Genomic DNA, 24,536 nt, shown 5'->3' with positions numbered 1-24,536 from the left:
TCGCTGATTGTGCTAAACGGCTCTATCCAGTAACAATAAATAGCTAGCGCGTTGATTGTGGCAAGACTATGACCGCAACCGCACAATGCTGCGTGAAATCTTCTAGAGTTTCACAGGGCTTTACATCGCAAGATGTAGTATCGCGCTACAATTAGTGCACAAATACTCACGGCACACAACATATTGACGGCACGCCATTACTTGTGGCTGCTTTGTCGTCGCTACACAAGATGCCCTCCTGAGTTCCTGGCAGGTTCTAGGGAGGGGGCGACGGCCGGAGTGCAAGCTCTCGGTTCGCGGGACTGGCCGGGGGAGGTTTTTCAAAACATCTCGCCCGGCCAGAGCCTTCTTAAACCTGCCAAGGCCGCGCAGCGGCCGCCTGACAACCTGCCAAGTGGAGAACCTGCCTCATGAAGACCAATCGACTGATCATCGGCGCCGATGGCAACGGCGAGGGCAACTACACCTCGTTGCGCCAGTCCATCACCTTCCTGTTCGAGAAGAACCCCGAGCACAAGGCCACCGACAGCAACAGCCCGTCCCATCTGGTGCACCTGAAGGGCAACGGCGGCGCGTTCGAGGCGGGGGCGGCCTGGACCAAGACGGTGCAGGAAGGCCCCAACCGGGGCGCCAAGTTCTTCTCGTTCTCGCTGGACGATCCCAGTTTCGACGCGCCGTTGAACCTGACCGCCTTCGTGCTGGTCAAGGCCAAGGATAAGGACGACTGCACCGAATACGAGGTGGTGTGGCGCCGCCCCCGCCGGGATGCCGCGTGATGCACACGGCCAAGGTTTTCGGCTTGGAGATGCCCTTCGCGGTGATCGCCAACCCCGTCAACGGCGAGGTGTCGTGCATCGTCCGCATCGCCGGCCAGGAACACCGCTTCACCCTGACCCCCGAAGTGGCGGGCATCGTCGCGGACGAACTGTGGGCGGCCATGGAGAAGGCCGAGGAGGCGGGAAATGTCGGCGCATCTTAGGCGCTTTCAGGAGGAGGGGCCGGAGCGATCCGGCCTTATCCTTTTCGACGCTTACGCCCCCCACGAGAACGCTGTGTGGGGCATGCGCGTTTCCCAGGCCGGGAAAGAGGCCCTGGTAGCCATCGGCCCTGTGCCGCGCTACGGCCAGCCCGACACCATCATTCCCATGACCACCTTCTGGGCGAACTGCGCCGACGTCTCCACCATCGCCCACTTCATGCAGGTCCTCATGCCGGGGCCTGCGCGGGACAGCTATGAGCTGATGTTGCGCGGACAGGTGAAGCGGTAATGGCGACGGAACAATCTGCAAGCCACATGGCCTACTGCATCGCGACGGGCGACTTCGGGGCAATCAGCTGCGACCCCGAAGCCGCCTGTGTCGTCATGAGGGCTGATGGCGGCTATTCGGTCGCCACCGAGGCCGATACTAAGCGGTTGATGCCTTTCCGCCCCGGAGCTCGTGTGGTGGCGACATTCCGGCCGAAGGATGCCCGCTCATGACCGGCTGGGAAGCGCTCTATCTGCATCGCCTCTGGGTGGACAAGTGGGGCCTGTGCCGTGAGATGGCGGCGGATTACTGCAAGCGCGTCTTCGTGCGGCAAGGCTTCACGATCCATCACGGGATTTACGCGTCGGGGGCCTGCTCATGACCCCCATGCTGATCCCAGCACTATTCCAACTTGTTGGCGTGATTGTTCTGGCCTTGTTCGCCGTGGCGTTCCCGCGCTTCGGTGTGGGGATCTGGATTGGGCTGTTCATCGGTTGGGGGCTGTGGTCATGACCCCTCTCGGGAACATCGCAAGTAATGTAGCCCCCCCCCTCCCCGGAGGCGAAGCCGGAGCCGGAGGGGGGCCCCTGGCTGAGCCTGTCCGCCGGCTCAAGTGGCGTCTCCGCGACCACGCCGGGCGGATGCTCCCCAAGCAGTCCATTCCTGGCCTGGATGGCGTCACCCGCGAGCGCCTGCACCGGGTGGCTCGATGTGGCCGCCACATCCTCGGCGGACAGGTGGTCGTGGTGGCGGGGGAGGGCGGCGCCCGGTTCCTCGGCCTGGAAACATGCGGCTCCGTGTGGCTGTGCCCGGTTTGCTCGTCCAAGATCGCTGAGCACCGCCGCGCCGACATCGAAACCATGTTGACGGCCCATTGCGCGGGCCAGCGGCGGCGGTTCACCAAGGCCCCTGGAGACACCTGGGGCGGGGCCTGGGAAACCTATGAGGCGGCTCCCGGCGCGGTCTACATGGCCACCTTCACCGTGCCCCATGGCCGGTGGGATAGCCTGGAACGCCTGCGCGACGACGTGGCCGAGTGCTGGCGCCGCGTGCAACGTGGGGCGGCCTGGGCGCGTCTCAAGGCCCGCTGTGGCATCGTGGGCGTGATCCGGGCCATGGAACTGACCCACGGCGCCAACGGATGGCACCCCCATCTGCATGTGCTGATCCTGGCAAAGCCGGGGGCCTGCGTCGAAATGACCCTGCGCCATGCCCTCTATGCCCGCTGGGCGGCCTTCGTCGGCAAGATGGGCCTGGGGGTGGTGTCGGAAACCCATGGGGTGGACCTGTACCGCGCCCATTCCGTCCAAGCCGCCGGTGACTACGTCGCCAAGTGGGGCTGCGACGCCGAGTTGACCAAATGGCACGTCAAGAAGGGGCGGGGAAAGAACCGCTCCCCCTGGCAACTGCTGGCCGCCGCCGCCGAGGGCGACGTTGAGGCCCGCATCCGGTGGCGCGAGTTCGCCGCCGTCATGCCGGGGACCTGCCACATCACCATGAGCCACGGCCTGCGCGACCTGTACTTGGACGGTCCCGACCTGTCCGACGCCGAGATCGCCGCCATGGAGCATGGCATCGACCCCGCCGAGATCGTTCGGAATACCGGGGAAACCATTGTCGGGCATATCCGGCGGGGCGTGTGGGTCCGCGTCATGCGGGCCGGGCTCGCCGTGGACGTGCTGGAAGCCGTGGAAACGGGCGGGTGGGCCGCCGCCCTTTCCATGCTGGTGGATCGTGGCCTTGCACTGAGGAGGGCCAGCGATGGCGGATGAGGAAACGAGGTCGGGGACGGTGGTTGGGTATGGCCCGTGTAAGTTCTGTGGGAACGAGGGCAAGTATCAGGTCAACAAGCGCGGGAAATTGTATTTCTACTGCCCAAAGAGCGGGGATGGCGGGTGCGGGATTGGGTCGCAAGGGCGATGTGATCAGAAGAGCAATCTGCTTCTAGCAAAAGAGGTCAAAAAATGGGTGAGCCCGGAATACCGCAAGAAGTACCTCGGTGAGGCCGCCGCCCCCGCCGAACAGCCGAAAAAGTCAATCTGGGACATGGAGATCAAGCTGTGAGTGCCGATGAACTGAACACGTTACGTGCGGAAGTGGCCGTCGAAGCGGCCGCCGAGGTCGAGGCGGCGGTGCCTGCCCCCGAGCCGCCCCCCGTGGCCGAGGAAGGCTTGGTGTCCGCCATGGGCATGATGGTCAAGGGGCTGTCCGCTCCCTTGTGCCGCCGCGCCAACGTCACCGGCCTGGACGATACCGAGGCGGCCATGATGGGCGCTGCCATCGCCCAACTGGTCACCGTCTACGATATCGGCCCCAAGGACCCCAAGGGCGCCGCCTGGATGGGCTTCGGCATGGCCGCCATCGGCATTCTGGGAAATCGCCGTCCCTTGGCGCCGCCGCCCGAGATCGCAGCCCCGCCGGTGGACGCGCCGCCGCCGCCCGCCTTCGGCCAGCCGGGGCAGGTGTCCTTATCGCCCTTGGACGCCACGCCGTGCGCCTAGACGCCGCCGACATTCGGCTGTGCCTGGGCAAGAGCGGGTCGGGGAAGAGCACCCTGGCCCGCTCGTGGGTCGCCAAGGAAAAGCGGGTGCTGATCTTCGACCCCAACGGCGAGGATGCGTGGGCCAAGGGGGCGGTGGTCACCGAGGATCGCGCCGAACTGGTGGAACTTGTGAGCAAGCCGGGCCGGGTCCGCATCTGCTGGCGCGGCGTCATGACGGGCGGGGAGGGGGCTTTCGAGTTCGCCAACCGCTGCGCCTGGGCGGGTGAAGACATGTTCGTTGTGTGGGACGAGGTGGACCGCTTCACCGACCCAATGAAGCTGCCGCCGGTGGCGGACAACCTCGTCCAGGCGGGCCGTCACCGGGGGCTGCATATCATCGCCTGTTCCCGCCGTCCGTACAGGATGAACCGGACGCTGACCGCCCTGGCGACCCGCATGGCGATCTTCCGCACCACAGAGCCCCGCGACCTGCGCTACTTCGGGGACTACGTGGGGGAGGCCGCAAGCCAGCTTCCCACGTTACGTGATTATCACGCTCTGGATTGGGTCGAGGCGGGCGTGTCGATAAAAAAATCGCCGTTCCGCTAAAATTCCTGCCTCCGCACGTAACGTATACGTTACGTGGATGATGCCACCAGATGTTGTGTGGCAACCCGGTTGACAGTGCTTCAACTGTCAACTGGGGGACCCCCATATGAGCGTTTCCGGTATCGCCAAGATCGCCGCTGGCGTGATCGTCGGCATGATCGCCTACGAAAAGTTCGTTCGCGGCAAGATTTGATCGGAGGACACGTAGATGCCCTCCAATCCCACCCTGCACAAGCGCAAGCTCGGCCAGATCAGGTTCACCGCCGGTGGCCGCGAAAGCCTGGAACTGGACAAGAACGGCGTGCTGCTGCGCTTGTTCCTGCGCCTGCGCTACACCGTCACCAACGGCGCCACCGGCCCCGTGGGGCCGCTGTTCCAGACCCTGGCCCGCCTGATCAACCGGGTGGAAATCCTGGCCGGCGGCCGGGACATGGTCCAGTCGGTGCCTGGCTACTTCCTGGCCGAGCGCGCCTTCCTGGAAAACAAGGGCATTCCCGCCCTCGGCATGGGCACCACGGTGGTCACCACCAACAGCGCCGTCACCACCTACGACATCTGCTTGCCGGTGGACTTCACCCTGCCGCTTGGCCGTCGCGAGGATGACTGCGCCCTGGACACGTCCAGCCTGTCGCAGTTGTCGGTCATCGTCACCTGGGGCAAGACCGATGCGTCGGACCTGTTCACCACCCCGAACAGCGCCGCCATCTCCAATGTCTCCCTGGACGTCGAAGGCCACTACATCGCCAACCCCATGCGCGCCGCCAACGGCCAGCCCGTTTCCGGCCGCACCGGCAAGCCCTATCTGGTCCGCCAGTTGGACTACACCGAAGTGGACATCTCGGCGTCCAACACCGCCTTCGCCACCATCCTGGACAGCCGCACCGGCCTACTGGTGACGTCGTTCCTGGTGGTGCAGTTGGCCGACAACGTCGGGTCCGACGCCGTCGTCAACAGCCTGCGCATGGAGGCGGCCAGCTTCGTCTACGCCCTTCAGGACGCGCAGTTCATCCGGGCCGCCAACGTGCGGGACCTGGAGCTGGTGACCGGCGCCAACCATACCGGCGTGCTGTACCTGGACCCGCGTCTGGACGGCTCGGTGATCAACGCCATCAACACGGCCGAGCTTCAGGGCGAACTGAAGGCGATCATGGACGTCACCAAGACGGGCGCCAACTGCAAGCTCGCGATCCAGCGCGAGGCCATCCGCCCCCTGATCCTGTAGGGGGTGCGGCATGGACCCGGACATTCTCGATCCGGCGTGGCTTGACGGAGTGCTGGGGGCGGGTGACGCCTCCAGCACCTCAACCGATGAGGGGGGGGGCAGCATGCCCGACTGGCTTGACAGCGTCCTGGGTACCGTTGGCGATGTGGCGAACACCGCAGGCGGCGTCCTGGGGGGCATCTACACTCAGCAGCAGCAGGCCAAGGCCGCCCAGGAACAGCGGGCCTATCTTGCCCAGCTGGCTCAGACCAACACCATCCTCGGCTCTCAGAGCAACCGGCAGGCCCTCTACATCGGGGCCGCACTGGTGATGATGCTGTTGCTGCTGCGCCAGACCTCCCAGAACAGGTGACCCCATGGCGATCCTCGGCGGTGATAGCTCTTCGTCCAGTTCGTCCGTCGCGTCGAACCAGATTTCCTTCAACCCCATCATCACGGCCCTGACCGGCACGGGCAGCACCACGCCCACCGTCACGGCCCCTCAGAGTCTCACCCCCACGTCCTCGGCCCTGGCCTATGACGGCGCGGACAGCCTGTCCCTGCCCACGTCCCTCTTGGGGGGCGGAGCGGGGCAGGCCACTCGGGGCGCCATCGGCGCGGGCCAGACCATCCCCGGTGTCACTACCGATCCCAATGCGGTTCAGTTGGGGGTCAAGACCAATCCCCAGACCATGATTTGGGTGCTGCTGTTCGGCGGCTTCGCCCTGGTCATGCTGACCGGCGGCGGGGGGCGGCGGTGATTACCTTCGAAATCCCCGCCGTGTTCGATCCGGCCACCGTGGCACCTGCCGTGCCCGGTGGTCGCGTCGATCTGCTGCGGGGCGTTACCGGCGTGTATGTCAAACGGGATGACGTGCAGGTCGGGGCCATGGCCGTCGCCATGGCTGATGACGGCTTCGGCCGGGACCTGTTCATCCGCGCCCTGGCCGGCCGTGATCCTGACCTGGTTAAATCTGCCGATCAATACGTCCGGGCGGCGGTGATCGCCGGTGGCTTTGACGGGGCTCGGGCCTTCACCATGCGGCCCGGCGCCATGCGCCACCTTGAGCGCCTCGGCTGGACGGAAATCGGCCGCTACTACCGGTTGGTCCCATGAGCGACCCTTTCGACAGCGGGGGCGGCGGCGGTTCGTCCAGTTCGTCGACGGCCTCCAATGATGTGACCGTCAATGTCACGGTGGACAACGCCGACGTCGCCAAGGCCCTCACCATGGCGTCCGAGGCGCAGGCCCAGGCCCAGACCGCCAGCGCGGCGGTCAATGCGGAGGCCATCAAGGCCGTGGCCGCTGGGATCGCCGCCACGGCGGTCAAGTCGGTGCAGGCCATTCAGGACAACACCAAGGCCACCCTGGACGCCTACGCGGCCCATGTGGATGGCGGGTCGAAAGCAACCATCATCGCCGCCCTGATCGGGGCCGCGGCGGTGATCTACCACAAGAGGTGATCCATGGGTTTCGCACGCGGCCCCATCTTCCAGCTCGTCCCCATTGACCTGAGTTCGGCCGGGTCCAAGACCTTCCACGATGTGGCGGGCGTCGTGTCGTTCGTCCGTGCTGAGGACACGGGCAAGGCGGAGGTGCTGGGCGCCAAGGTATCCGTCATGCTGGGCGACGTGGTCATGGACCAGGTGCCCCTGACCACCAACAGCATCATCCGCATCCGCAAGACGGTGTCCCTGTGCAAGTTCACCTGGGACGCCCAGCCCGGTGTGACCGCCTACATCCTGGTGGCGCCCGACGAAGATGTGATGATCCATTCCCCGCCGTCGCGCCAGCTGGTGACGCAGTCCATGGCCTCCGCCCTGGCGGCCTCGGCGGCCAGCATCGGCACCTCGGCGGCCTTGGTGGCGGCGGCCAATGGCTCCCGCCAGAAGCTGACCGTCAAGAACAACTCGGCCTCGGCCACCATCTACCTGGGGGCGGACAACGCCGTCACCACGGCCAGCGGCTTCCCGCTCGGGCCGGGGGAGGGGTTCACCTTCGAAGGCACCACCGGAGCCGTCTATGCCATCGCCAGCGCCGCCGGAACGGACGTGCGCATCCTGGCGGAGGGCTGATCATGGGCATCCTGCCCCCCAACCTCCGCCCCGACATCGAAGCTCTGCGGGTGGACATGGCCGTCGCCAATCTGCGGGACGCGGTCAAGGACGGCTGGTCCGTCCTGGCCCTGTCAACCGGCATGGTTGACGCTTTCACCGATCAGACGGGAATCGCCAGCCTGGGCGGGGCGACATGGGCGTCGGGGGCTCTGTCAAATCGGTCGGCGGCCACGGTCGGCAATACTCGCGCAACGGACGGGTCGCCGGGGGCTTCGTGGACTTACACCGATCGGGCGTATTCGATCCCCAACGGCGTCACGGTGTCGTCGGTGGGCATCTGGTCCAACGCGACCAGCGGCAATGGTACGCTCTACATCATGGAGCGGGTGGGGGCGGGCAGCTACGTGGTGCGGGCCAGTCAGGCGATCACGTTCACGGCGACAGGCTGGCTCGACGTCGCGCTGTCATATGTCGTCCCAGGCAGCAGCACGTTCTACGTCGGCGCGTGGGTGAACAATGCCAGCGTCGGAGTTACCCCGAGCGGAGCGTTTGCCACCTATAACGGGCAGGCGTCGGGCAGTTTTTCGGCGTCCGAAACCACGGGGTCGATGCACACCACGCGGGTGACCTATAGCGGATCGCCGGGGGCTGTGACGGTGGTGTCTGGTGCCTTCGCCCTCGGCTTTCAGCCCTCCGTGGCGCGCATCGTCTCGCCGGTCGAGTTGGGTGGCGGTGCCATCGGCACGGACTGCTTGCTTGACCTGTCCCGCGACGGCGCGGCCTGGGCGGCGGTGCCGCTGTCCGACCTGGGGAAATTCGACGCCTCGACGCGCATCGTGGGCGGACTGGTGAGCCTCGCCGGCCAGCCAGCCGGGTCGAGCATCTATTGGCGCTGGCGCGCAACGGCCGCCTACGCCGGGAAAAACCACGGTATCTGGCTGCAGTGCAAGTGAGGTCGATCATGCCCCCCATGCCCATTCGCCCCGGCGAAAACCCCATCCCCGACGATTTCCGCCCCCCGGTGCCCGAATGCTGGTCCGTCTGATCGGCTTCGGCATCCTCGCCTATGGAGTTTACATGCTGACCTCGCAGCAGGCCCGCACGGCCATCATTTCCAGCTACGACACCATGCCGGAGCCCGACGCCGATGTTGACGTCGTCGCCCGCACCATCTGGGGCGAGGCGCGAGGCGAGGGCGTTACCGGCATGACCGCCGTCGCCAACGTCATCGCCAACCGGGTCGCCCACCCGGGATGGTGGGGCAGGGGGTGGCGCGGCGTCTGCCTCGCGCCCTACCAGTTCAGCGCCTGGAACGCCAATGACCCCAATCTGGTCAAGCTCTCCACCGTCACCACGGCAGACCCCTCGTTCGCGGCCGCCGTGGAGATCGCCGCGGGGGCCGTCTACGGCACCCTGGCCGACATCACCGGCGGCGCCACCCATTACCACACCCTCAACATCCATCCGGCCTGGGCGGACGAACTGACCCAGACCGCCCGCATCGGGAGCCATGTCTTCTATGCCTGAGCTTCTCCAGGCCATCCAAGCGGGTGGCAACGTGGCACTGGTGGCGATTGCCTTCGCCATCTATCGCATCGAGATGAAGCTGGTTCGTCTCGAAACCAAGGTGCAAATGCACCTCGAACATGAGGAAGACTGACCATGAAGTGGTTTCTCAAGCGCCTGCAGGAAAACTCGACCAAGACCGCCCTGGTGACCGCCGTGGGGGCTGGTGTAGGCGCCGCCACCGGTTCCGTGGACCCCGGCACCGCCGCCGGTGCCCTGGTGGCCGCCCTGGCGGCCTTCCTGACCCCCAACAACGAGGTGCCCCATGGCTAAGGGCCGCACCGCCTCCGGGCGCGTCAAGAAGGGCTATCGCATCGCCAAGGGCGGTGCGGTGGTCAAGGCCAAGGCCAAGCGGCGCAAGCGCCGGTAACATCTGACGGGTAGGATCGATCCTACCCGTCATTTTGCATGGAGATCGGGATGGCTCTGGAATGGCAGGAAGATCGCCTTGGGGTGTGGACGCTATTTGACGATAGCCTTCCGGGCTCTGACAGGCGCGTAACGGTCCTGCTTCCAGGCCAGTCGCCTCCGGATGATGGTATCCCGAAGTACGACATGAATGGCGGCCTTCTGGCGATTGCCGAACTGACCGGGGGGCGTCTCGGATCTGCGTCAGGTTCTCCGATCGGAGACAGCGCCACCGGCCTAGGGGCTCAATATCCGACCATGGGCGATTTCTCGCTGGATGAGCTGATCCGCGCGTTGAAGGAATGGCTGAAAAGCCTGTTAGAGCTCCCGGAAATCCCGTGGGCTCTGATCGCTCTCGGGGTCGCGGCTGTGGTGGTCGCGAGCAATCGGCGGGGGCGGCGGTAATGGCGACGGAAGAAGAATATCAGGCGGGCCCCGGATGGACGCCAGCCGATGGGCCGCCGCCAGCCCGTCCGACCGATCTTGTCACGGAAGATCGGTATGGATCGGACGGGAAGGGGTGGTTCTGGATCGGAACAATCGCCATACCCTCCGCCGCCGCCTATTTCGCTATTGGGTCGTTCTTGCTTATTGCCTGGGGTTTGACCCGCCGGTAACTGCTCCGTTCTCAACGGTGACGCATTTTCCGCCGGTCACGGTATTCCCAGGGCCACCGGATGCCCCGCGACCAGCGCGCATCATCGCTTGGCACGTCGCCATATCGGGCATGGGCACCATCTGGAACGGCGCGTTGGCGAACCACAGGATCAAGAAATAGGCGGTCATTTCGGTTCCCCTTTCGATAGCGTCTTGGCGACGGTCGACGGCGATACGCCCAGGTCTCGGGCGATTGCGGCATTGGATTTACCCTCGCGCATCATGGCGAAAATGCGGTCAGCCCGGCGTGCGCGGAGCCGTGCGGCTCGCTTCTTTTCCATCACTTTGACGTGGTAGGCAATAACAGCCTCGGGCGGGTAGGGCGGTTCCTGGACGGCTCGGCGGATGCTTTCGTTTCGGTCCATTCCGCCGACAATGCGGGCATGGGCTCGGCGTGCGCAGAGTTCAGTGGCCTGCTTTCGGCGGGCGAATTCGGCCATCCTATACTCATGCCTCTCCGCATATACTACCTTTGTATGTATCTGACCGAGAAGCTGTTTCAAGTACTTTGCAAATTCTGGCAAAGCATTCGGGTCGATATACCGAAGCATTTCTTGCATGGCATTCCCTCTCTGAACGGGTAGGAGGGCGAGGCATTTAGCACGCGGAACGCGCACAAAAAACAACCTAATATCAACGGTTTATGCCAATACCAATTTGTCGCATAATGTATATTATGGCGACGAAAAACACTTGCTACCGGCTTGAACTTCCATAATTTCCAGCCCGGCCAAAGGCCACAGGACAACGCCCCAGAATGGGCATTCGACCGAGGGCACCATGAAAAAGTTCATTTACGACATCCCACGCGAGACTTTGCCTATCCTTGAGAAGTTCTTAGACAGAATGCTCTCTGAGGTGCGCGAACGTGCCAAAAGAGAGACTATGCTTGAAGTATGTAGCAAGAATGCAACTGTCAAATTCCGCACCCTGCAAAACATCGCCAAAGCCGCACTGGACAAGGTTTCCGGCGACATCAACAACCCTGCAGGTGTGGCGGAAATGCAACGGCAGTTTCCAGGGCTCGGAGACGAGCAAGCCCTTGCTCACCTTCGATTTGCCATGAAACATCGCGAGAAGGAAGCCCGCAAGCAACGACTGGAAGCTGTGGCGGAGATGGTTTGGCAGGGCTACCGCAACGACCGCATAGCCTATCGCCTGGGGGTATCACTCCGCACCGCCGCCCAGCTTGCTTCAGCCGTCAAGAGGAGAGCCCACCCATGAAAACGAGAATGGCCATTCAGATTTTTGCCCTGCTGACCCTGCCCGCCGTAGCTCAGGCATCAGCCCTTTGCGATAGCGCCGCAAACATCGTCGGATGCCTGCATCCGACCGCAAAGTATCAAGAATGCACCATGTCGACCCCGAACACCGCCGTCATTCGCTTTAAAGGCGGGATTACAGGCCGTCCATATGCGCTTCAAGTTAGGCATGAACAAAAAGACAGCTTCCGCCGCCTCGTTCTTCTAGACGACAACGCCACCGTTCCGCCAAATGCCAATTGCCCCCACTTGCAATGGCAACCCATTCCGAAACAGGAAAGCAGCGTGGAAAAGGCTGTCCGCGAAATTATCGGCGGGTCGCCAACCACGCGATGAGGAAGAACGACCCGATAGCGAAATAGGCCGCCTGGGAGGGGATGGCGACGGTGCCAATCCAGAACCACCCCTTCCCGTCCGACCCATATTGGTCATAGGTGACCAAATCGGAAGGGCGGGCCGCATTCGGCGGAAGCACATCACCCGGCTTCCAGCCCGCCCCCGCCCGATATTCCTCTTCTGTCGCCATCACCGCCCCCTGTGACGGCGGGATGCCATCACCATCAAAATCAATCCCGCCCCCAGCAGCAGCCAGGGGAATTGCTTGGTTTGCGCCAGGATACCCCAATCCGGCCAGCCGAGCCCGAGGCCGGTGGCGCCATCTCCGATCGGAGTGCCGGCGTCGGAACCACCGTCATAGGTAACTGCGTTGATTGCTGCCGCCCCCCCGTCCTCTCCATTGGCCCCATCCGGCGGGAGCAACCGAGGCGATGCATCCCCATCGACAGGATCAATCGGGGTAAACCCATGAGCGGTGACACGAGCAATGAAGTCTTGGCGCTCTTCCTGGCTCCAACTGCTCCACGTCGCCTGCTCGACCCATCTGTAGTTGTTGATGTCAATCACAGTTGGCACGGCAGCAACCCCCTACCGGCGCTTGCGCCGCTTGGTCCTAGCCTTGACCACCGCGCCGCCCTTGGTAATGCGATAGCCCTTCTTGACGCGCCCGGAGGCGGTGCGGCCCTTAGCCATGGGGCACCTCGTTGTCGGGGGTCAGGAAGGCCACCATGGCGGCCACCAGGGCACCGGAGGCGGTGCCGGGGTCCACGGTGCCGGTGGCAGCGCCGACGCCAGCCCCCACGGCGGCCACCAGGGCGGTCTTGGTCGAATTCTCGCGCAGGCGCTTCAGAAACCACTTCATGCTTAATCCTCCTTGCTTTTGTGATGTTCCCAGAGGATTTCCCACTGGGCTTCCAGCACGGTTATGCGCTTGTCGAGCTTCCACCATGCGTACAGGATCGCCCCGGCGGGCAGTGCCCCCGGAGCGATCAATTGGGCCATGCTGGCGATGATCTCAGGCATAGAACACATGGCTCCCGATGCGGGCGGTCTGGGTCAGTTCGTCCGCCCAGGCCGGATGGATGTTGAGGGTGTGGTAGTGGGTGGCGCCGCCGGTGACGTCGGCCAAGGTGCCGTAGACAGCCCCCGCGGCGATCTCCACGGCGGCCGCGAACGAGGGGTCTGCCGTGGTGACGGTGGAGAGCTTGACCAGATTGGGGTCATTGGCGTTCCAGGCGCTGAACTGGTAGGGCGCGAGGCAGACGCCGCGCCACCCCCTGCCCCACCATCCCGGGTGGGCGACCCGGTTGGCGATGACGTTGGCGACGGCGGTCATGCCGGTAACGCCCTCGCCTCGCGCCTCGCCCCAGATGGTGCGGGCGACGACGTCAACATCGGCGTCGGGCTCCGGCATGGTGTCGTAGCTGGAAATGATGGCCGTGCGGGCCTGCTGCGAGGTCAGCATGTAAACTCCATAGGCGAGGATGCCGAAGCCGATCAGGCGGACCAGCATTCGGGCACCGGGGGGCGGAAATCGTCGGGGATAGGGTTTTCGCCGGGGCGAATGGGCATGGGGGGCATGATCGACCTCACTTGCACTGCAGCCAGATACCGTGGTTTTTCCCGGCGTAGGCGGCCGTTGCGCGCCAGCGCCAATAGATGCTCGACCCGGCTGGCTGGCCGGCGAGGCTCACCAGTCCGCCCACGATGCGCGTCGAGGCGTCGAATTTCCCCAGGTCGGACAGCGGCACCGCCGCCCAGGCCGCGCCGTCGCGGGACAGGTCAAGCAAGCAGTCCGTGCCGATGGCACCGCCACCCAACTCGACCGGCGAGACGATGCGCGCCACGGAGGGCTGAAAGCCGAGGGCGAAGGCACCAGACACCACCGTCACAGCCCCCGGCGATCCGCTATAGGTCACCCGCGTGGTGTGCATCGACCCCGTGGTTTCGGACGCCGAAAAACTGCCCGACGCCTGCCCGTTATAGGTGGCAAACGCTCCGCTCGGGGTAACTCCGACGCTGGCATTGTTCACCCACGCGCCGACGTAGAACGTGCCGCTGCCTGGGACGACATATGACAGCGCGACGTCGAGCCAGCCTGTCGCCGTGAACGTGATCGCCTGACTGGCCCGCACCACGTAGCTGCCCGCCCCCACCCGCTCCATGATGTAGAGCGTACCATTGCCGCTGGTCGCGTTGGACCAGATGCCCACCGACGACACCGTGACGCCGTTGGGGATCGAATACGCCCGATCGGTGTAAGTCCACGAAGCCCCCGGCGACCCGTCCGTTGCGCGAGTATTGCCGACCGTGGCCGCCGACCGATTTGACAGAGCCCCCGACGCCCATGTCGCCCCGCCCAGGCTGGCGATTCCCGTCTGATCGGTGAAAGCGTCAACCATGCCGGTTGACAGGGCCAGGACGGACCAGCCGTCCTTGACCGCGTCCCGCAGATTGGCGACGGCCATGTCCACCCGCAGAGCTTCGATGTCGGGGCGGAGGTTGGGGGGCAGGATGCCCATGATCAGCCCTCCGCCAGGATGCGCACGTCCGTTCCGGCGGCGCTGGCGATGGCATAGACGGCTCCGGTGGTGCCTTCGAAGGTGAACCCCTCCCCCGGCCCGAGCGGGAAGCCGCTGGCCGTGGTGACGGCGTTGTCCGCCCCCAGGTAGATGGTGGCCGAGGCCGAGTTGTTCTTGACGGTCAGCTTCTGGCGGGAGCCATTGGCCGCCGCCACCAAGGCCGCCGAGGTGCCGATGCTGGCCGCCGAGGCCGCCAGGGCGGAGGCCATGGACTGCGTCACCAGCTGGCGCGACGGCGGGGAATGGATCATCACATCTTCGTCGGGCGCCACCAGGATGTAGGCGGTCACACCGGGCTGGGCGTCCCAGGTGAACTTGCACAGGGACACCGTCTTGCGGATGCGGATGATGCTGTTGGTGGTCAGGGGCACCTGGTCCATGACCACGTCGCCCAGCATGACGGATACCTTGGCGCCCAGCACCTCCGCCTTGCCCGTGTCCTCAGCACGGACGAACGACACGACGCCCGCCACATCGTGGAAGGTCTTGGACCCGGCCGAACTCAGGTCAATGGGGACGAGCTGGAAGATGGGGCCGCGTGCGAAACCCATGGATCACCTCTTGTGGTAGATCACCGCCGCGGCCCCGATCAGGGCGGCGATGATGGTTGCTTTCGACCCGCCATCCACATGGGCCGCGTAGGCGTCCAGGGTGGCCTTGGTGTTGTCCTGAATGGCCTGCACCGACTTGACCGCCGTGGCGGCGATCCCAGCGGCCACGGCCTTGATGGCCTCCGCATTGACCGCCGCGCTGGCGGTCTGGGCCTGGGCCTGCGCCTCGGACGCCATGGTGAGGGCCTTGGCGACGTCGGCGTTGTCCACCGTGACATTGACGGTCACATCATTGGAGGCCGTCGACGAACTGGACGAACCGCCGCCGCCCCCGCTGTCGAAAGGGTCGCTCATGGGACCAACCGGTAGTAGCGGCCGATTTCCGTCCAGCCGAGGCGCTCAAGGTGGCGCATGGCGCCGGGCCGCATGGTGAAGGCCCGAGCCCCGTCAAAGCCACCGGCGATCACCGCCGCCCGGACGTATTGATCGGCAGATTTAACCAGGTCAGGATCACGGCCGGCCAGGGCGCGGATGAACAGGTCCCGGCCGAAGCCGTCATCAGCCATGGCGACGGCCATGGCCCCGACCTGCACGTCATCCCGTTTGACATACACGCCGGTAACGCCCCGCAGCAGATCGACGCGACCACCGGGCACGGCAGGTGCCACGGTGGCCGGATCGAACACGGCGGGGATTTCGAAGGTAATCACCGCCGCCCCCCGCCGCCGGTCAGCATGACCAGGGCGAAGCCGCCGAACAGCAGCACCCAAATCATGGTCTGGGGATTGGTCTTGACCCCCAACTGAACCGCATTGGGATCGGTAGTGACACCGGGGATGGTCTGGCCCGCGCCGATGGCGCCCCGAGTGGCCTGCCCCGCTCCGCCCCCCAAGAGGGACGTGGGCAGGGACAGGCTGTCCGCGCCGTCATAGGCCAGGGCCGAGGACGTGGGGGTGAGACTCTGAGGGGCCGTGACGGTGGGCGTGGTGCTGCCCGTGCCGGTCAGGGCCGTGATGATGGGGTTGAAGGAAATCTGGTTCGACGCGACGGACGAACTGGACGAAGAGCTATCACCGCCGAGGATCGCCATGGGGTCACCTGTTCTGGGAGGTCTGGCGCAGCAGCAACAGCATCATCACCAGTGCGGCCCCGATGTAGAGGGCCTGCCGGTTGCTCTGAGAGCCGAGGATGGTGTTGGTCTGAGCCAGCTGGGCAAGATAGGCCCGCTGTTCCTGGGCGGCCTTGGCCTGCTGCTGCTGAGTGTAGATGCCCCCCAGGACGCCGCCTGCGGTGTTCGCCACATCGCCAACGGTACCCAGGACGCTGTCAAGCCAGTCGGGCATGCTGCCCCCCCCCTCATCGGTTGAGGTGCTGGAGGCGTCACCCGCCCCCAGCACTCCGTCAAGCCACGCCGGATCGAGAATGTCCGGGTCCATGCCGCACCCCCTACAGGATCAGGGGGCGGATGGCCTCGCGCTGGATCGCGAGCTTGCAGTTGGCGCCCGTCTTGGTGACGTCCATGATCGCCTTCAGTTCGCCCTGAAGCTCGGCCGTGTTGATGGCGTTGATCACCGAGCCGTCCAGACGCGGGTCCAGGTACAGCACGCCGGTATGGTTGGCGCCGGTCACCAGCTCCAGGTCCCGCACGTTGGCGGCCCGGATGAACTGCGCGTCCTGAAGGGCGTAGACGAAGCTGGCCGCCTCCATGCGCAGGCTGTTGACGACGGCGTCGGACCCGACGTTGTCGGCCAACTGCACCACCAGGAACGACGTCACCAGTAGGCCGGTGCGGCTGTCCAGGATGGTGGCGAAGGCGGTGTTGGACGCCGAGATGTCCACTTCGGTGTAGTCCAACTGGCGGACCAGATAGGGCTTGCCGGTGCGGCCGGAAACGGGCTGGCCGTTGGCGGCGCGCATGGGGTTGGCGATGTAGTGGCCTTCGACGTCCAGGGAGACATTGGAGATGGCGGCGCTGTTCGGGGTGGTGAACAGGTCCGACGCATCGGTCTTGCCCCAGGTGACGATGACCGACAACTGCGACAGGCTGGACGTGTCCAGGGCGCAGTCATCCTCGCGACGGCCAAGCGGCAGGGTGAAGTCCACCGGCAAGCAGATGTCGTAGGTGGTGACGGCGCTGTTGGTGGTGACCACCGTGGTGCCCATGCCGAGGGCGGGAATGCCCTTGTTTTCCAGGAAGGCGCGCTCGGCCAGGAAGTAGCCAGGCACCGACTGGACCATGTCCCGGCCGCCGGCCAGGATTTCCACCCGGTTGATCAGGCGGGCCAGGGTCTGGAACAGCGGCCCCACGGGGCCGGTGGCGCCGTTGGTGACGGTGTAGCGCAGGCGCAGGAACAAGCGCAGCAGCACGCCGTTCTTGTCCAGTTCCAGGCTTTCGCGGCCACCGGCGGTGAACCTGATCTGGCCGAGCTTGCGCTTGTGCAGGGTGGGATTGGAGGGCATCTACGTGTCCTCCGATCAAATCTTGCCGCGAACGAACTTTTCGTAGGCGATCATGCCGACGATCACGCCAGCGGCGATCTTGGCGATACCGGAAACGCTCATATGGGGGTCCCCCAGTTGACAGTTGAAGCACTGTCAACCGGGTTGCCACACAACATCTGGTGGCATCATCCACGTAACGTATACGTTACGTGCGGAGGCAGGAATTTTAGCGGAACGGCGATTTTTTTATCGACACGCCCGCCTCGACCCAATCCAGAGCGTGATAATCACGTAACGTGGGAAGCTGGCTTGCGGCCTCCCCCACGTAGTCCCCGAAGTAGCGCAGGTCGCGGGGCTCTGTGGTGCGGAAGATCGCCATGCGGGTCGCCAGGGCGGTCAGCGTCCGGTTCATCCTGTACGGACGGCGGGAACAGGCGATGATATGCAGCCCCCGGTGACGGCCCGCCTGGACGAGGTTGTCCGCCACCGGCGGCAGCTTCATTGGGTCGGTGAAGCGGTCCACCTCGTCCCACACAACGAACATGTCTTCACCCGCCCAGGCGCAGCGGTTGGCGAACTCGAAAGCCCCCTCCCCGCCCGTCATGACGCCGCGCCAGCAGATGCGGACCCGGCCCGGCTTGCTCACAAGTTCCACCAGTTCGGCGCGATCCTCGGTGACCACCGCCCCCTTGGCCCACGCATCCTCGCCGTTGGGGTCGAAGATCAGCACCCGCTTTTCCTTGGCGACCCACGAGCGGGCCAGGGTGCTCTTCCCCGACCCGCTCTTGCCCAGGCACAGCCGAATGTCGGCGGCGTCTAGGCGCACGGCGTGGCGTCCAAGGGCGATAAGGACACCTGCCCCGGCTGGCCGAAGGCGGGCGGCGGCGGCGCGTCCACCGGCGGGGCTGCGATCTCGGGCGGCGGCGCCAAGGGACGGCGATTTCCCAGAATGCCGATGGCGGCCATGCCGAAGCCCATCCAGGCGGCGCCCTTGGGGTCCTTGGGGCCGATATCGTAGACGGTGACCAGTTGGGCGATGGCAGCGCCCATCATGGCCGCCTCGGTATCGTCCAGGCCGGTGACGTTGGCGCGGCGGCACAAGGGAGCGGACAGCCCCTTGACCATCATGCCCATGGCGGACACCAAGCCTTCCTCGGCCACGGGGGGCGGCTCGGGGGCAGGCACCGCCGCCTCGACCTCGGCGGCCGCTTCGACGGCCACTTCCGCACGTAACGTGTTCAGTTCATCGGCACTCACAGCTTGATCTCCATGTCCCAGATTGACTTTTTCGGCTGTTCGGCGGGGGCGGCGGCCTCACCGAGGTACTTCTTGCGGTATTCCGGGCTCACCCATTTTTTGACCTCTTTTGCTAGAAGCAGATTGCTCTTCTGATCACATCGCCCTTGCGACCCAATCCCGCACCCGCCATCCCCGCTCTTTGGGCAGTAGAAATACAATTTCCCGCGCTTGTTGACCTGATACTTGCCCTCGTTCCCACAGAACTTACACGGGCCATACCCAACCACCGTCCCCGACCTCGTTTCCTCATCCGCCATCGCTGGCCCTCCTCAGTGCAAGGCCACGATCCACCAGCATGGAAAGGGCGGCGGCCCACCCGCCCGTTTCCACGGCTTCCAGCACGTCCACGGCGAGCCCGGCCCGCATGACGCGGACCCACACGCCCCGCCGGATATGCCCGACAATGGTTTCCCCGGTATTCCGAACGATCTCGGCGGGGTCGATGCCATGCTCCATGGCGGCGATCTCGGCGTCGGACAGGTCGGGACCGTCCAAGTACAGGTCGCGCAGGCCGTGGCTCATGGTGATGTGGCAGGTCCCCGGCATGACGGCGGCGAACTCGCGCCACCGGATGCGGGCCTCAACGTCGCCCTCGGCGGCGGCGGCCAGCAGTTGCCAGGGGGAGCGGTTCTTTCCCCGCCCCTTCTTGACGTGCCATTTGGTCAACTCGGCGTCGCAGCCCCACTTGGCGACGTAGTCACCGGCGGCTTGGACGGAATGGGCGCGGTACAGGTCCACCCCATGGGTTTCCGACACCACCCCCAGGCCCATCTTGCCGACGAAGGCCGCCCAGCGGGCATAGAGGGCATGGCGCAGGGTCATTTCGACGCAGGCCCCCGGCTTTGCCAGGATCAGCACATGCAGATGGGGGTGCCATCCGTTGGCGCCGTGGGTCAGTTCCATGGCCCGGATCACGCCCACGATGCCACAGCGGGCCTTGAGACGCGCCCAGGCCGCCCCACGTTGCACGCGGCGCCAGCACTCGGCCACGTCGTCGCGCAGGCGTTCCAGGCTATCCCACCGGCCATGGGGCACGGTGAAGGTGGCCATGTAGACCGCGCCGGGAGCCGCCTCATAGGTTTCCCAGGCCCCGCCCCAGGTGTCTCCAGGGGCCTTGGTGAACCGCCGCCGCTGGCCCGCGCAATGGGCCGTCAACATGGTTTCGATGTCGGCGCGGCGGTGCTCAGCGATCTTGGACGAGCAAACCGGGCACAGCCACACGGAGCCGCATGTTTCCAGGCCGAGGAACCGGGCGCCGCCCTCCCCCGCCACCACGGCCACCTGTCCGCCGAGGATGTGGCGGCCACATCGAGCCACCCGGTGCAGGCGCTCGCGGGTGACGCCATCCAGGCCAGGAATGGACTGCTTGGGGAGCATCCGCCCGGCGTGGTCGCGGAGACGCCACTTGAGCCGGCGGACAGGCTCAGCCAGGGGCCCCCCTCCGGCTCCGGCTTCGCCTCCGGGGAGGGGGGGGGTTACATTACTTGCGATGTTCCCGAGAGGGGTCATGACCACAGCCCCCAACCGATGAACAGCCCAATCCAGATCCCCACACCGAAGCGCGGGAACGCCACGGCGAACAAGGCCAGAACAATCACGCCAACAAGTTGGAATAGTGCTGGGATCAGCATGGGGGTCATGAGCAGGCCCCCGACGCGTAAATCCCGTGATGGATCGTGAAGCCTTGCCGCACGAAGACGCGCTTGCAGTAATCCGCCGCCATCTCACGGCACAGGCCCCACTTGTCCACCCAGAGGCGATGCAGATAGAGCGCTTCCCAGCCGGTCATGAGCGGGCATCCTTCGGCCGGAATGTCGCCACCACACGAGCTCCGGGGCGGAAAGGCATCAACCGCTTAGTATCGGCCTCGGTGGCGACCGAATAGCCGCCATCAGCCCTCATGACGACACAGGCGGCTTCGGGGTCGCAGCTGATTGCCCCGAAGTCGCCCGTCGCGATGCAGTAGGCCATGTGGCTTGCAGATTGTTCCGTCGCCATTACCGCTTCACCTGTCCGCGCAACATCAGCTCATAGCTGTCCCGCGCAGGCCCCGGCATGAGGACCTGCATGAAGTGGGCGATGGTGGAGACGTCGGCGCAGTTCGCCCAGAAGGTGGTCATGGGAATGATGGTGTCGGGCTGGCCGTAGCGCGGCACAGGGCCGATGGCTACCAGGGCCTCTTTCCCGGCCTGGGAAACGCGCATGCCCCACACAGCGTTCTCGTGGGGGGCGTAAGCGTCGAAAAGGATAAGGCCGGATCGCTCCGGCCCCTCCTCCTGAAAGCGCCTAAGATGCGCCGACATTTCCCGCCTCCTCGGCCTTCTCCATGGCCGCCCACAGTTCGTCCGCGACGATGCCCGCCACTTCGGGGGTCAGGGTGAAGCGGTGTTCCTGGCCGGCGATGCGGACGATGCACGACACCTCGCCGTTGACGGGGTTGGCGATCACCGCGAAGGGCATCTCCAAGCCGAAAACCTTGGCCGTGTGCATCACGCGGCATCCCGGCGGGGGCGGCGCCACACCACCTCGTATTCGGTGCAGTCGTCCTTATCCTTGGCCTTGACCAGCACGAAGGCGGTCAGGTTCAACGGCGCGTCGAAACTGGGATCGTCCAGCGAGAACGAGAAGAACTTGGCGCCCCGGTTGGGGCCTTCCTGCACCGTCTTGGTCCAGGCCGCCCCCGCCTCGAACGCGCCGCCGTTGCCCTTCAGGTGCACCAGATGGGACGGGCTGTTGCTGTCGGTGGCCTTGTGCTCGGGGTTCTTCTCGAACAGGAAGGTGATGGACTGGCGCAACGAGGTGTAGTTGCCCTCGCCGTTGCCATCGGCGCCGATGATCAGTCGATTGGTCTTCATGAGGCAGGTTCTCCACTTGGCAGGTTGTCAGGCGGCCGCTGCGCGGCCTTGGCAGGTTTAAGAAGGCTCTGGCCGGGCGAGATGTTTTGAAAAACCTCCCCCGGCCAGTCCCGCGAACCGAGAGCTTGCACTCCGGCCGTCGCCCCCTCCCTAGAACCTGCCAGGAACTCAGGAGGGCATCTTGTGTAGCGACGACAAAGCAGCCACAAGTAATGGCGTGCCGTCAATATGTTGTGTGCCGTGAGTATTGGTGCACTAATTGTAGTGCGATACTACATCTTGCGATGCAGTGAGACATGAAACACAGATGTATTTCACGGAGGCCCTGCCCCATTTCCGCCTCATTGAAGAGTCAATGTGCGGATGGCTATATCAACTAAACTGGAGAGCTGGACATTTGAGCGCGGAACGGTTTAAGAACATTTTGCACCCAACCGTTGTCAATCTATACATTATGCGACAAATTGGTATTGGGTGTTGGAGACCCCCATGAGCAAAACCGACCGCCTGACCCGCACCCTCAGCCTCTCCCTCGAGGTCCGCGCCACCCCCGCCATCACGGCGATGCCCAGCCGCCCCGAGGGGATTCTGGATCTGCGATTTGATGCTCATGGCGGCAATATCACCGTCACCTACGACCTGCGCCACGTGACGATCCCGGCTTTGGAAGCATGGCTGGCAGCCAACGGCTTGCCGCTTTCCAAATCCTTGCCGTCTCGCCTGTGGCGCCGCTGGCTGGCGTTCAAGGACGATAACCGGCGTGATCAGGCCGCCATTGTTCATCAGTGCTGCAGCGTTCCCCCGGCCAAGGATTAGCTTTATGCTGGCCCTGTCCTAACAATCGGGAAATTCCATGACCGTCGATCCCCGCGCCCTGCAGCCCTCCCGGTTCATCCAGAGCGATGACCCGGCTATCGTCGCCTTCGCCCATGAGGCCGCCGCCGGCGCCACCGACCGCCTGGACGCCGCCATCCGGCTCTATTACGCGGTGCGCGACGCGGTGATCTACGACCCCTATGTGCGCTTCAACGCGCCGGAGACCTATTCCGCCGCCCATGTCCTGGCCAAGGGCAGCGGTTTTTGCATCCCCAAGGCGGCCTTGCTGACGGCTTGCGCCCGCGCCATGGGAATTCCGGCCCGCATCGGCTTTGCCGATGTGCGCAACCACCTGGCGACGCCGAAGCTGTTGGAAAAGAACGGTGGCGACGTATTCCGCTGGCATGCCTTCGCCGAGATCATGGCGGAAGACGCGTGGGTCAAGGCCACCCCCGCCTTCAACCTGGCGCTTTGCGAGAAGTTCGGCGTCCATCCCCTTGAATGGGATGGGAAAAACGACTCTGTTTTCCACCCCTTTGACAAGCAGGACCGCCGCCATATGGAGTATGTGGCCCAGCACGGCAGCTTCTGGGACGTCCCCTATGACGAGATCACCGAGACCTATCGCCGGCACTGCCCGTTGCTGATGACCGACGACCCCTGGGACAAGGGCGCCGATTTCGCCGCCGAGGCCAAGGCGCCGGGATGAGCCAGGACAAGCCCATCGACCGATTGCTGGCCATCATGGCCCGCCTGCGCTCCCCCCAGGGCGGCTGTCCCTGGGATCTGGAGCAGACCTTCGCCACCATCGCCCCCTACACCATCGAGGAAGCCTACGAGGTGGCCGAAGCCATCGAGCATGGCGACATGCCCCAGTTGAAGGATGAACTGGGCGACCTGCTGTTCCAGGTGGTGTTCTACGCCCAGATGGCCAAGGAGAACGGCGATTTCGATTTCGACGCCATCGCCTCGGCCATCTCCGACAAGATGATCCGTCGCCATCCCCATGTGTTCGTCGAGGATGACGGCCGGGATTCCGCCGGTCAGGTGGAGGCCTGGGAGGAGACCAAGGCCCGTGAGCGTGCCGCCAAGGCGAAGGGCGCCAACATGGGCGTCCTGGACGGCGTGGCCCGCACCCTGCCCCCCATGACCCGCGCCCTGAAGCTGCAGAACCGCGCCGCCCGCGTCGGCTTCGACTGGGACCGGCCCGAGACCATCCTCGACAAGCTGGCCGAGGAAGCCCAGGAAATCGCCGAGGAAATTCGCGCCGAGGCGCCCTTCGATCGGCTGGAGGACGAGATGGGCGACGTTCTGTTCGTCTGCGTCAATCTCGCCCGCAAGCTGAACATCGACCCGGAACGCGCCCTGAAGCGCGCCAACGCCAAGTTCGAACGCCGCTTTCGTCATATCGAGACGGAATTGAACGCCACCGGCCGCACGCCCCAAGCCGCCACCCTCGACGAGATGGAGGCACTGTGGCAGGCTGCCAAGACCTTGGAGAAGGCCGGAGGGCATGGTGGCGGGTGATTGGCTGAAACGGATCGGCGTCATGGCGGCGGTATTGCTGCTGTCGTCGTGCTATATCCCCGACAAGTTTCGAAGCGAACTGCGCCTGTCCAAGTACGGCGACTACTCGCTGACCTACAAGGGCGACCTGATGTTCGCCCCCATTCTGGACGACTACCGCAAGAACAAGATCAAGCCCGAGGACGAGGCCGAGCGGCAGGAGAACATCCGCCGTGATCTGGCCCGCGACATCGCCTTCCGCAAGATCGAGTCCAAGGGCAAGGGGCGCTTTGCCGTGGAGTACGAACGGGTCGGGCGGCTGGAAAAGGTCCAGCTGACATCGCTGATCCGCCGCGACGCCCGGATGCTTTCCCTGCGCTCCATGGAAAACGGCGCCATCGTGGTCAAGGCCAATGCCATGAAACCCTCCGACGCCCAGATCCTGGCCGAGCTGGGGCTCAACATGGAGGGCGAGTTCCGCATCACCACCGATGGCAACGTGGTCAAGCACAACGCCACCCAGGTGAAACCCTTCGGCGCGGCCAAGGTCTATATCTGGAAGATCGAGAACGCCCTGTCCGCCATGCCTGAATTGGTGATGATCCGTGATGTGGATCCCGAGCGTCCCCTAGCCCCCCGTGCCTCGGAGCTTAAATAGC

At 64.8% G+C, this 24,536-nt stretch carries 48 protein-coding genes; 26 read left to right on the top strand and 22 right to left on the bottom strand.

What is annotated here, in order from left to right:
* Positions 1-410 precede the first annotated feature (410 nt).
* The 20 genes from AMB_RS12280 to AMB_RS12200 all read left to right on the top strand — a co-directional run bounded on the left by AMB_RS12280 (position 411) and on the right by AMB_RS12200 (position 9,976).
* The gene (locus AMB_RS12280) at positions 411-776 is read left to right on the top strand and encodes a DUF736 domain-containing protein (protein ID WP_011384791.1); all 366 of its coding nucleotides are present in this window, start codon (positions 411-413) and stop codon (positions 774-776) included.
* Positions 776-979 carry a hypothetical protein gene (locus AMB_RS25720; protein WP_011384792.1) on the top strand — a complete coding sequence of 68 codons (204 nt, stop codon included), beginning with the start codon at positions 776-778 and terminating at the stop codon, positions 977-979. The genes AMB_RS12280 and AMB_RS25720 overlap by 1 nt, the downstream gene beginning before the upstream one ends.
* 82 nt (positions 980-1,061) lie before the next feature.
* A complete protein-coding gene (locus AMB_RS12270) occupies positions 1,062-1,268 on the top strand; it encodes a hypothetical protein (RefSeq protein WP_148207401.1) in 207 nt (68 codons plus the stop codon).
* Between the two features lie 208 nt (positions 1,269-1,476).
* Positions 1,477-1,629: a hypothetical protein gene (locus AMB_RS25715; RefSeq protein ID WP_011384795.1), complete on the top strand. Its 153-nt coding sequence runs from the start codon at positions 1,477-1,479 to the stop codon at positions 1,627-1,629.
* Positions 1,626-1,760, top strand: coding sequence for a hypothetical protein (locus AMB_RS26800; RefSeq protein WP_011384796.1), 135 nt, complete (start codon positions 1,626-1,628; stop codon positions 1,758-1,760). Before AMB_RS25715 ends, AMB_RS26800 begins: the two co-directional genes overlap by 4 nt.
* 128 nt (positions 1,761-1,888) lie before the next feature.
* Positions 1,889-3,019, top strand: a complete 1,131-nt coding sequence (locus tag AMB_RS12260; protein WP_043744384.1) for a hypothetical protein — start codon at positions 1,889-1,891, stop codon at positions 3,017-3,019.
* Positions 3,009-3,311 (top strand): hypothetical protein, encoded by a 303-nt coding sequence (locus AMB_RS12255; protein ID WP_011384798.1) that lies wholly within the window; start codon positions 3,009-3,011, stop codon positions 3,309-3,311. The genes AMB_RS12260 and AMB_RS12255 overlap by 11 nt, the downstream gene beginning before the upstream one ends.
* Positions 3,308-3,748 carry a hypothetical protein gene (locus tag AMB_RS12250; protein ID WP_011384799.1) on the top strand — a complete coding sequence of 147 codons (441 nt, stop codon included), beginning with the start codon at positions 3,308-3,310 and terminating at the stop codon, positions 3,746-3,748. Before AMB_RS12255 ends, AMB_RS12250 begins: the two co-directional genes overlap by 4 nt.
* The gene (locus AMB_RS12245) at positions 3,739-4,338 is read left to right on the top strand and encodes a hypothetical protein (protein WP_011384800.1); all 600 of its coding nucleotides are present in this window, start codon (positions 3,739-3,741) and stop codon (positions 4,336-4,338) included. Before AMB_RS12250 ends, AMB_RS12245 begins: the two co-directional genes overlap by 10 nt.
* A gap of 208 nt (positions 4,339-4,546) precedes the next feature.
* Positions 4,547-5,560, top strand: a complete 1,014-nt coding sequence (locus AMB_RS12240) for a hypothetical protein (RefSeq protein WP_011384801.1) — start codon at positions 4,547-4,549, stop codon at positions 5,558-5,560.
* A gap of 10 nt (positions 5,561-5,570) precedes the next feature.
* Positions 5,571-5,912 carry a hypothetical protein gene (locus tag AMB_RS12235; RefSeq protein WP_011384802.1) on the top strand — a complete coding sequence of 114 codons (342 nt, stop codon included), beginning with the start codon at positions 5,571-5,573 and terminating at the stop codon, positions 5,910-5,912.
* A 4-nt stretch (positions 5,913-5,916) separates the two neighbouring features.
* A complete protein-coding gene (locus AMB_RS12230) occupies positions 5,917-6,300 on the top strand; it encodes a hypothetical protein (protein WP_011384803.1) in 384 nt (127 codons plus the stop codon).
* Entirely contained in the window at positions 6,297-6,656 is a 360-nt protein-coding gene (locus AMB_RS12225; protein ID WP_011384804.1) for a hypothetical protein, read from the top strand. The genes AMB_RS12230 and AMB_RS12225 overlap by 4 nt, the downstream gene beginning before the upstream one ends.
* Positions 6,653-7,003 (top strand): hypothetical protein, encoded by a 351-nt coding sequence (locus AMB_RS12220; protein WP_011384805.1) that lies wholly within the window; start codon positions 6,653-6,655, stop codon positions 7,001-7,003. Before AMB_RS12225 ends, AMB_RS12220 begins: the two co-directional genes overlap by 4 nt.
* Positions 7,004-7,006: 3 nt before the next feature.
* On the top strand, positions 7,007-7,615 hold the full coding sequence (locus AMB_RS12215) for a hypothetical protein (protein ID WP_011384806.1): 609 nt from the start codon (positions 7,007-7,009) through the stop codon (positions 7,613-7,615).
* Between the two features lie 2 nt (positions 7,616-7,617).
* Positions 7,618-8,550: a hypothetical protein gene (locus AMB_RS12210; protein WP_011384824.1), complete on the top strand. Its 933-nt coding sequence runs from the start codon at positions 7,618-7,620 to the stop codon at positions 8,548-8,550.
* 76 nt (positions 8,551-8,626) lie between these two features.
* Positions 8,627-9,124, top strand: a complete 498-nt coding sequence (locus tag AMB_RS12205; protein WP_011384823.1) for a cell wall hydrolase — start codon at positions 8,627-8,629, stop codon at positions 9,122-9,124.
* Entirely contained in the window at positions 9,117-9,257 is a 141-nt protein-coding gene (locus AMB_RS25710) for a hypothetical protein (protein ID WP_011384822.1), read from the top strand. The genes AMB_RS12205 and AMB_RS25710 overlap by 8 nt, the downstream gene beginning before the upstream one ends.
* A 2-nt stretch (positions 9,258-9,259) precedes the next feature.
* Positions 9,260-9,436, top strand: coding sequence for a hypothetical protein (locus AMB_RS25965; protein WP_011384821.1), 177 nt, complete (start codon positions 9,260-9,262; stop codon positions 9,434-9,436).
* Positions 9,437-9,583: 147 nt separating this feature from the next.
* The gene (locus tag AMB_RS12200) at positions 9,584-9,976 is read left to right on the top strand and encodes a hypothetical protein (protein WP_011384819.1); all 393 of its coding nucleotides are present in this window, start codon (positions 9,584-9,586) and stop codon (positions 9,974-9,976) included.
* Between the two features lie 183 nt (positions 9,977-10,159).
* Here the strand turns inward: AMB_RS12200 and AMB_RS25705 are convergent, their stop codons facing one another.
* Positions 10,160-10,357 carry a hypothetical protein gene (locus AMB_RS25705; protein WP_011384817.1) on the bottom strand — a complete coding sequence of 66 codons (198 nt, stop codon included), beginning with the start codon at positions 10,355-10,357 and terminating at the stop codon, positions 10,160-10,162.
* Positions 10,354-10,668, bottom strand: a complete 315-nt coding sequence (locus AMB_RS12190) for a helix-turn-helix domain-containing protein (protein WP_158303969.1) — start codon at positions 10,666-10,668, stop codon at positions 10,354-10,356. The genes AMB_RS25705 and AMB_RS12190 overlap by 4 nt, the downstream gene beginning before the upstream one ends.
* 340 nt (positions 10,669-11,008) lie before the next feature.
* Between AMB_RS12190 and AMB_RS12185 the strand changes: the two genes are divergently transcribed.
* Positions 11,009-11,452 carry a hypothetical protein gene (locus tag AMB_RS12185; protein WP_011384815.1) on the top strand — a complete coding sequence of 148 codons (444 nt, stop codon included), beginning with the start codon at positions 11,009-11,011 and terminating at the stop codon, positions 11,450-11,452.
* Positions 11,449-11,826 (top strand): hypothetical protein, encoded by a 378-nt coding sequence (locus AMB_RS25255; protein ID WP_011384814.1) that lies wholly within the window; start codon positions 11,449-11,451, stop codon positions 11,824-11,826. Before AMB_RS12185 ends, AMB_RS25255 begins: the two co-directional genes overlap by 4 nt.
* A gap of 189 nt (positions 11,827-12,015) precedes the next feature.
* Here AMB_RS25255 and AMB_RS12175 read toward each other — a convergent pair whose 3' ends face one another.
* From AMB_RS12175 to AMB_RS12095, 20 genes are all read right to left on the bottom strand, one after another.
* Positions 12,016-12,402, bottom strand: coding sequence for a hypothetical protein (locus AMB_RS12175; RefSeq protein WP_011384812.1), 387 nt, complete (start codon positions 12,400-12,402; stop codon positions 12,016-12,018).
* Between the two features lie 109 nt (positions 12,403-12,511).
* Positions 12,512-12,688 carry a hypothetical protein gene (locus AMB_RS25700; RefSeq protein WP_011384810.1) on the bottom strand — a complete coding sequence of 59 codons (177 nt, stop codon included), beginning with the start codon at positions 12,686-12,688 and terminating at the stop codon, positions 12,512-12,514.
* A gap of 2 nt (positions 12,689-12,690) precedes the next feature.
* Positions 12,691-12,849 carry a hypothetical protein gene (locus AMB_RS25695; RefSeq protein ID WP_011384809.1) on the bottom strand — a complete coding sequence of 53 codons (159 nt, stop codon included), beginning with the start codon at positions 12,847-12,849 and terminating at the stop codon, positions 12,691-12,693.
* Complete coding sequence (locus AMB_RS12170; protein WP_011384808.1) at positions 12,842-13,339, bottom strand: cell wall hydrolase; 498 nt, start codon at positions 13,337-13,339, stop codon at positions 12,842-12,844. Before AMB_RS12170 ends, AMB_RS25695 begins: the two co-directional genes overlap by 8 nt.
* A 76-nt stretch (positions 13,340-13,415) precedes the next feature.
* Positions 13,416-14,348 (bottom strand): hypothetical protein, encoded by a 933-nt coding sequence (locus AMB_RS12165; protein ID WP_011384807.1) that lies wholly within the window; start codon positions 14,346-14,348, stop codon positions 13,416-13,418.
* Between the two features lie 2 nt (positions 14,349-14,350).
* Positions 14,351-14,959 carry a hypothetical protein gene (locus AMB_RS12160; RefSeq protein WP_011384806.1) on the bottom strand — a complete coding sequence of 203 codons (609 nt, stop codon included), beginning with the start codon at positions 14,957-14,959 and terminating at the stop codon, positions 14,351-14,353.
* Between the two features lie 3 nt (positions 14,960-14,962).
* Positions 14,963-15,313: a hypothetical protein gene (locus AMB_RS12155; protein WP_011384805.1), complete on the bottom strand. Its 351-nt coding sequence runs from the start codon at positions 15,311-15,313 to the stop codon at positions 14,963-14,965.
* Positions 15,310-15,669, bottom strand: coding sequence for a hypothetical protein (locus AMB_RS12150; RefSeq protein WP_011384804.1), 360 nt, complete (start codon positions 15,667-15,669; stop codon positions 15,310-15,312). The genes AMB_RS12155 and AMB_RS12150 overlap by 4 nt, the downstream gene beginning before the upstream one ends.
* Positions 15,666-16,049 (bottom strand): hypothetical protein, encoded by a 384-nt coding sequence (locus AMB_RS12145; protein ID WP_011384803.1) that lies wholly within the window; start codon positions 16,047-16,049, stop codon positions 15,666-15,668. The genes AMB_RS12150 and AMB_RS12145 overlap by 4 nt, the downstream gene beginning before the upstream one ends.
* Before the next feature lie 4 nt (positions 16,050-16,053).
* On the bottom strand, positions 16,054-16,395 hold the full coding sequence (locus AMB_RS12140; protein ID WP_011384802.1) for a hypothetical protein: 342 nt from the start codon (positions 16,393-16,395) through the stop codon (positions 16,054-16,056).
* 10 nt (positions 16,396-16,405) lie between these two features.
* Positions 16,406-17,419 carry a hypothetical protein gene (locus tag AMB_RS12135; RefSeq protein WP_011384801.1) on the bottom strand — a complete coding sequence of 338 codons (1,014 nt, stop codon included), beginning with the start codon at positions 17,417-17,419 and terminating at the stop codon, positions 16,406-16,408.
* 208 nt (positions 17,420-17,627) lie between these two features.
* Positions 17,628-18,227: a hypothetical protein gene (locus AMB_RS12130; RefSeq protein ID WP_011384800.1), complete on the bottom strand. Its 600-nt coding sequence runs from the start codon at positions 18,225-18,227 to the stop codon at positions 17,628-17,630.
* Positions 18,218-18,658 carry a hypothetical protein gene (locus tag AMB_RS12125; RefSeq protein WP_011384799.1) on the bottom strand — a complete coding sequence of 147 codons (441 nt, stop codon included), beginning with the start codon at positions 18,656-18,658 and terminating at the stop codon, positions 18,218-18,220. The genes AMB_RS12130 and AMB_RS12125 overlap by 10 nt, the downstream gene beginning before the upstream one ends.
* On the bottom strand, positions 18,655-18,957 hold the full coding sequence (locus tag AMB_RS12120; protein WP_011384798.1) for a hypothetical protein: 303 nt from the start codon (positions 18,955-18,957) through the stop codon (positions 18,655-18,657). The genes AMB_RS12125 and AMB_RS12120 overlap by 4 nt, the downstream gene beginning before the upstream one ends.
* The gene (locus AMB_RS12115; RefSeq protein ID WP_043744375.1) at positions 18,947-20,077 is read right to left on the bottom strand and encodes a hypothetical protein; all 1,131 of its coding nucleotides are present in this window, start codon (positions 20,075-20,077) and stop codon (positions 18,947-18,949) included. Before AMB_RS12115 ends, AMB_RS12120 begins: the two co-directional genes overlap by 11 nt.
* Before the next feature lie 128 nt (positions 20,078-20,205).
* On the bottom strand, positions 20,206-20,340 hold the full coding sequence (locus AMB_RS26795) for a hypothetical protein (RefSeq protein WP_011384796.1): 135 nt from the start codon (positions 20,338-20,340) through the stop codon (positions 20,206-20,208).
* Complete coding sequence (locus AMB_RS25690; protein ID WP_011384795.1) at positions 20,337-20,489, bottom strand: hypothetical protein; 153 nt, start codon at positions 20,487-20,489, stop codon at positions 20,337-20,339. Before AMB_RS25690 ends, AMB_RS26795 begins: the two co-directional genes overlap by 4 nt.
* Positions 20,490-20,697: 208 nt before the next feature.
* Positions 20,698-20,904 carry a hypothetical protein gene (locus tag AMB_RS12105; protein ID WP_148207401.1) on the bottom strand — a complete coding sequence of 69 codons (207 nt, stop codon included), beginning with the start codon at positions 20,902-20,904 and terminating at the stop codon, positions 20,698-20,700.
* 82 nt (positions 20,905-20,986) lie between these two features.
* Positions 20,987-21,190: a hypothetical protein gene (locus AMB_RS25685; protein ID WP_011384792.1), complete on the bottom strand. Its 204-nt coding sequence runs from the start codon at positions 21,188-21,190 to the stop codon at positions 20,987-20,989.
* Positions 21,190-21,555, bottom strand: a complete 366-nt coding sequence (locus tag AMB_RS12095; RefSeq protein ID WP_011384791.1) for a DUF736 domain-containing protein — start codon at positions 21,553-21,555, stop codon at positions 21,190-21,192. Before AMB_RS12095 ends, AMB_RS25685 begins: the two co-directional genes overlap by 1 nt.
* 489 nt (positions 21,556-22,044) lie before the next feature.
* On the opposite strand from AMB_RS12095, the gene AMB_RS12090 reads away from it, so the two are divergent.
* Genes AMB_RS12090 through AMB_RS12075 form a run of 4 tightly spaced genes read left to right on the top strand, consistent with a single transcriptional unit; the run spans position 22,045 to position 24,535 of the window.
* Positions 22,045-22,371 carry a hypothetical protein gene (locus AMB_RS12090; protein WP_043744372.1) on the top strand — a complete coding sequence of 109 codons (327 nt, stop codon included), beginning with the start codon at positions 22,045-22,047 and terminating at the stop codon, positions 22,369-22,371.
* Positions 22,372-22,408: 37 nt separating this feature from the next.
* Positions 22,409-23,080 carry a transglutaminase-like domain-containing protein gene (locus tag AMB_RS12085; protein ID WP_011384789.1) on the top strand — a complete coding sequence of 224 codons (672 nt, stop codon included), beginning with the start codon at positions 22,409-22,411 and terminating at the stop codon, positions 23,078-23,080.
* Complete coding sequence (mazG, locus tag AMB_RS12080) at positions 23,077-23,898, top strand: nucleoside triphosphate pyrophosphohydrolase (protein WP_011384788.1); 822 nt, start codon at positions 23,077-23,079, stop codon at positions 23,896-23,898. Before AMB_RS12085 ends, mazG begins: the two co-directional genes overlap by 4 nt.
* Positions 23,885-24,535 carry a hypothetical protein gene (locus AMB_RS12075; protein ID WP_043744370.1) on the top strand — a complete coding sequence of 217 codons (651 nt, stop codon included), beginning with the start codon at positions 23,885-23,887 and terminating at the stop codon, positions 24,533-24,535. The genes mazG and AMB_RS12075 overlap by 14 nt, the downstream gene beginning before the upstream one ends.
* The last annotated feature ends 1 nt before the right edge of the window (position 24,536 follow it).

The sequence above is a fragment of the Paramagnetospirillum magneticum AMB-1 genome (assembly GCF_000009985.1).
GTDB classification, from domain to species: domain Bacteria; phylum Pseudomonadota; class Alphaproteobacteria; order Rhodospirillales; family Magnetospirillaceae; genus Phaeospirillum; species Phaeospirillum magneticum.
The sequence above is the reverse complement of the archived record's forward strand: the minus strand, read 5'-3'. Positions and strand labels throughout refer to the sequence as shown.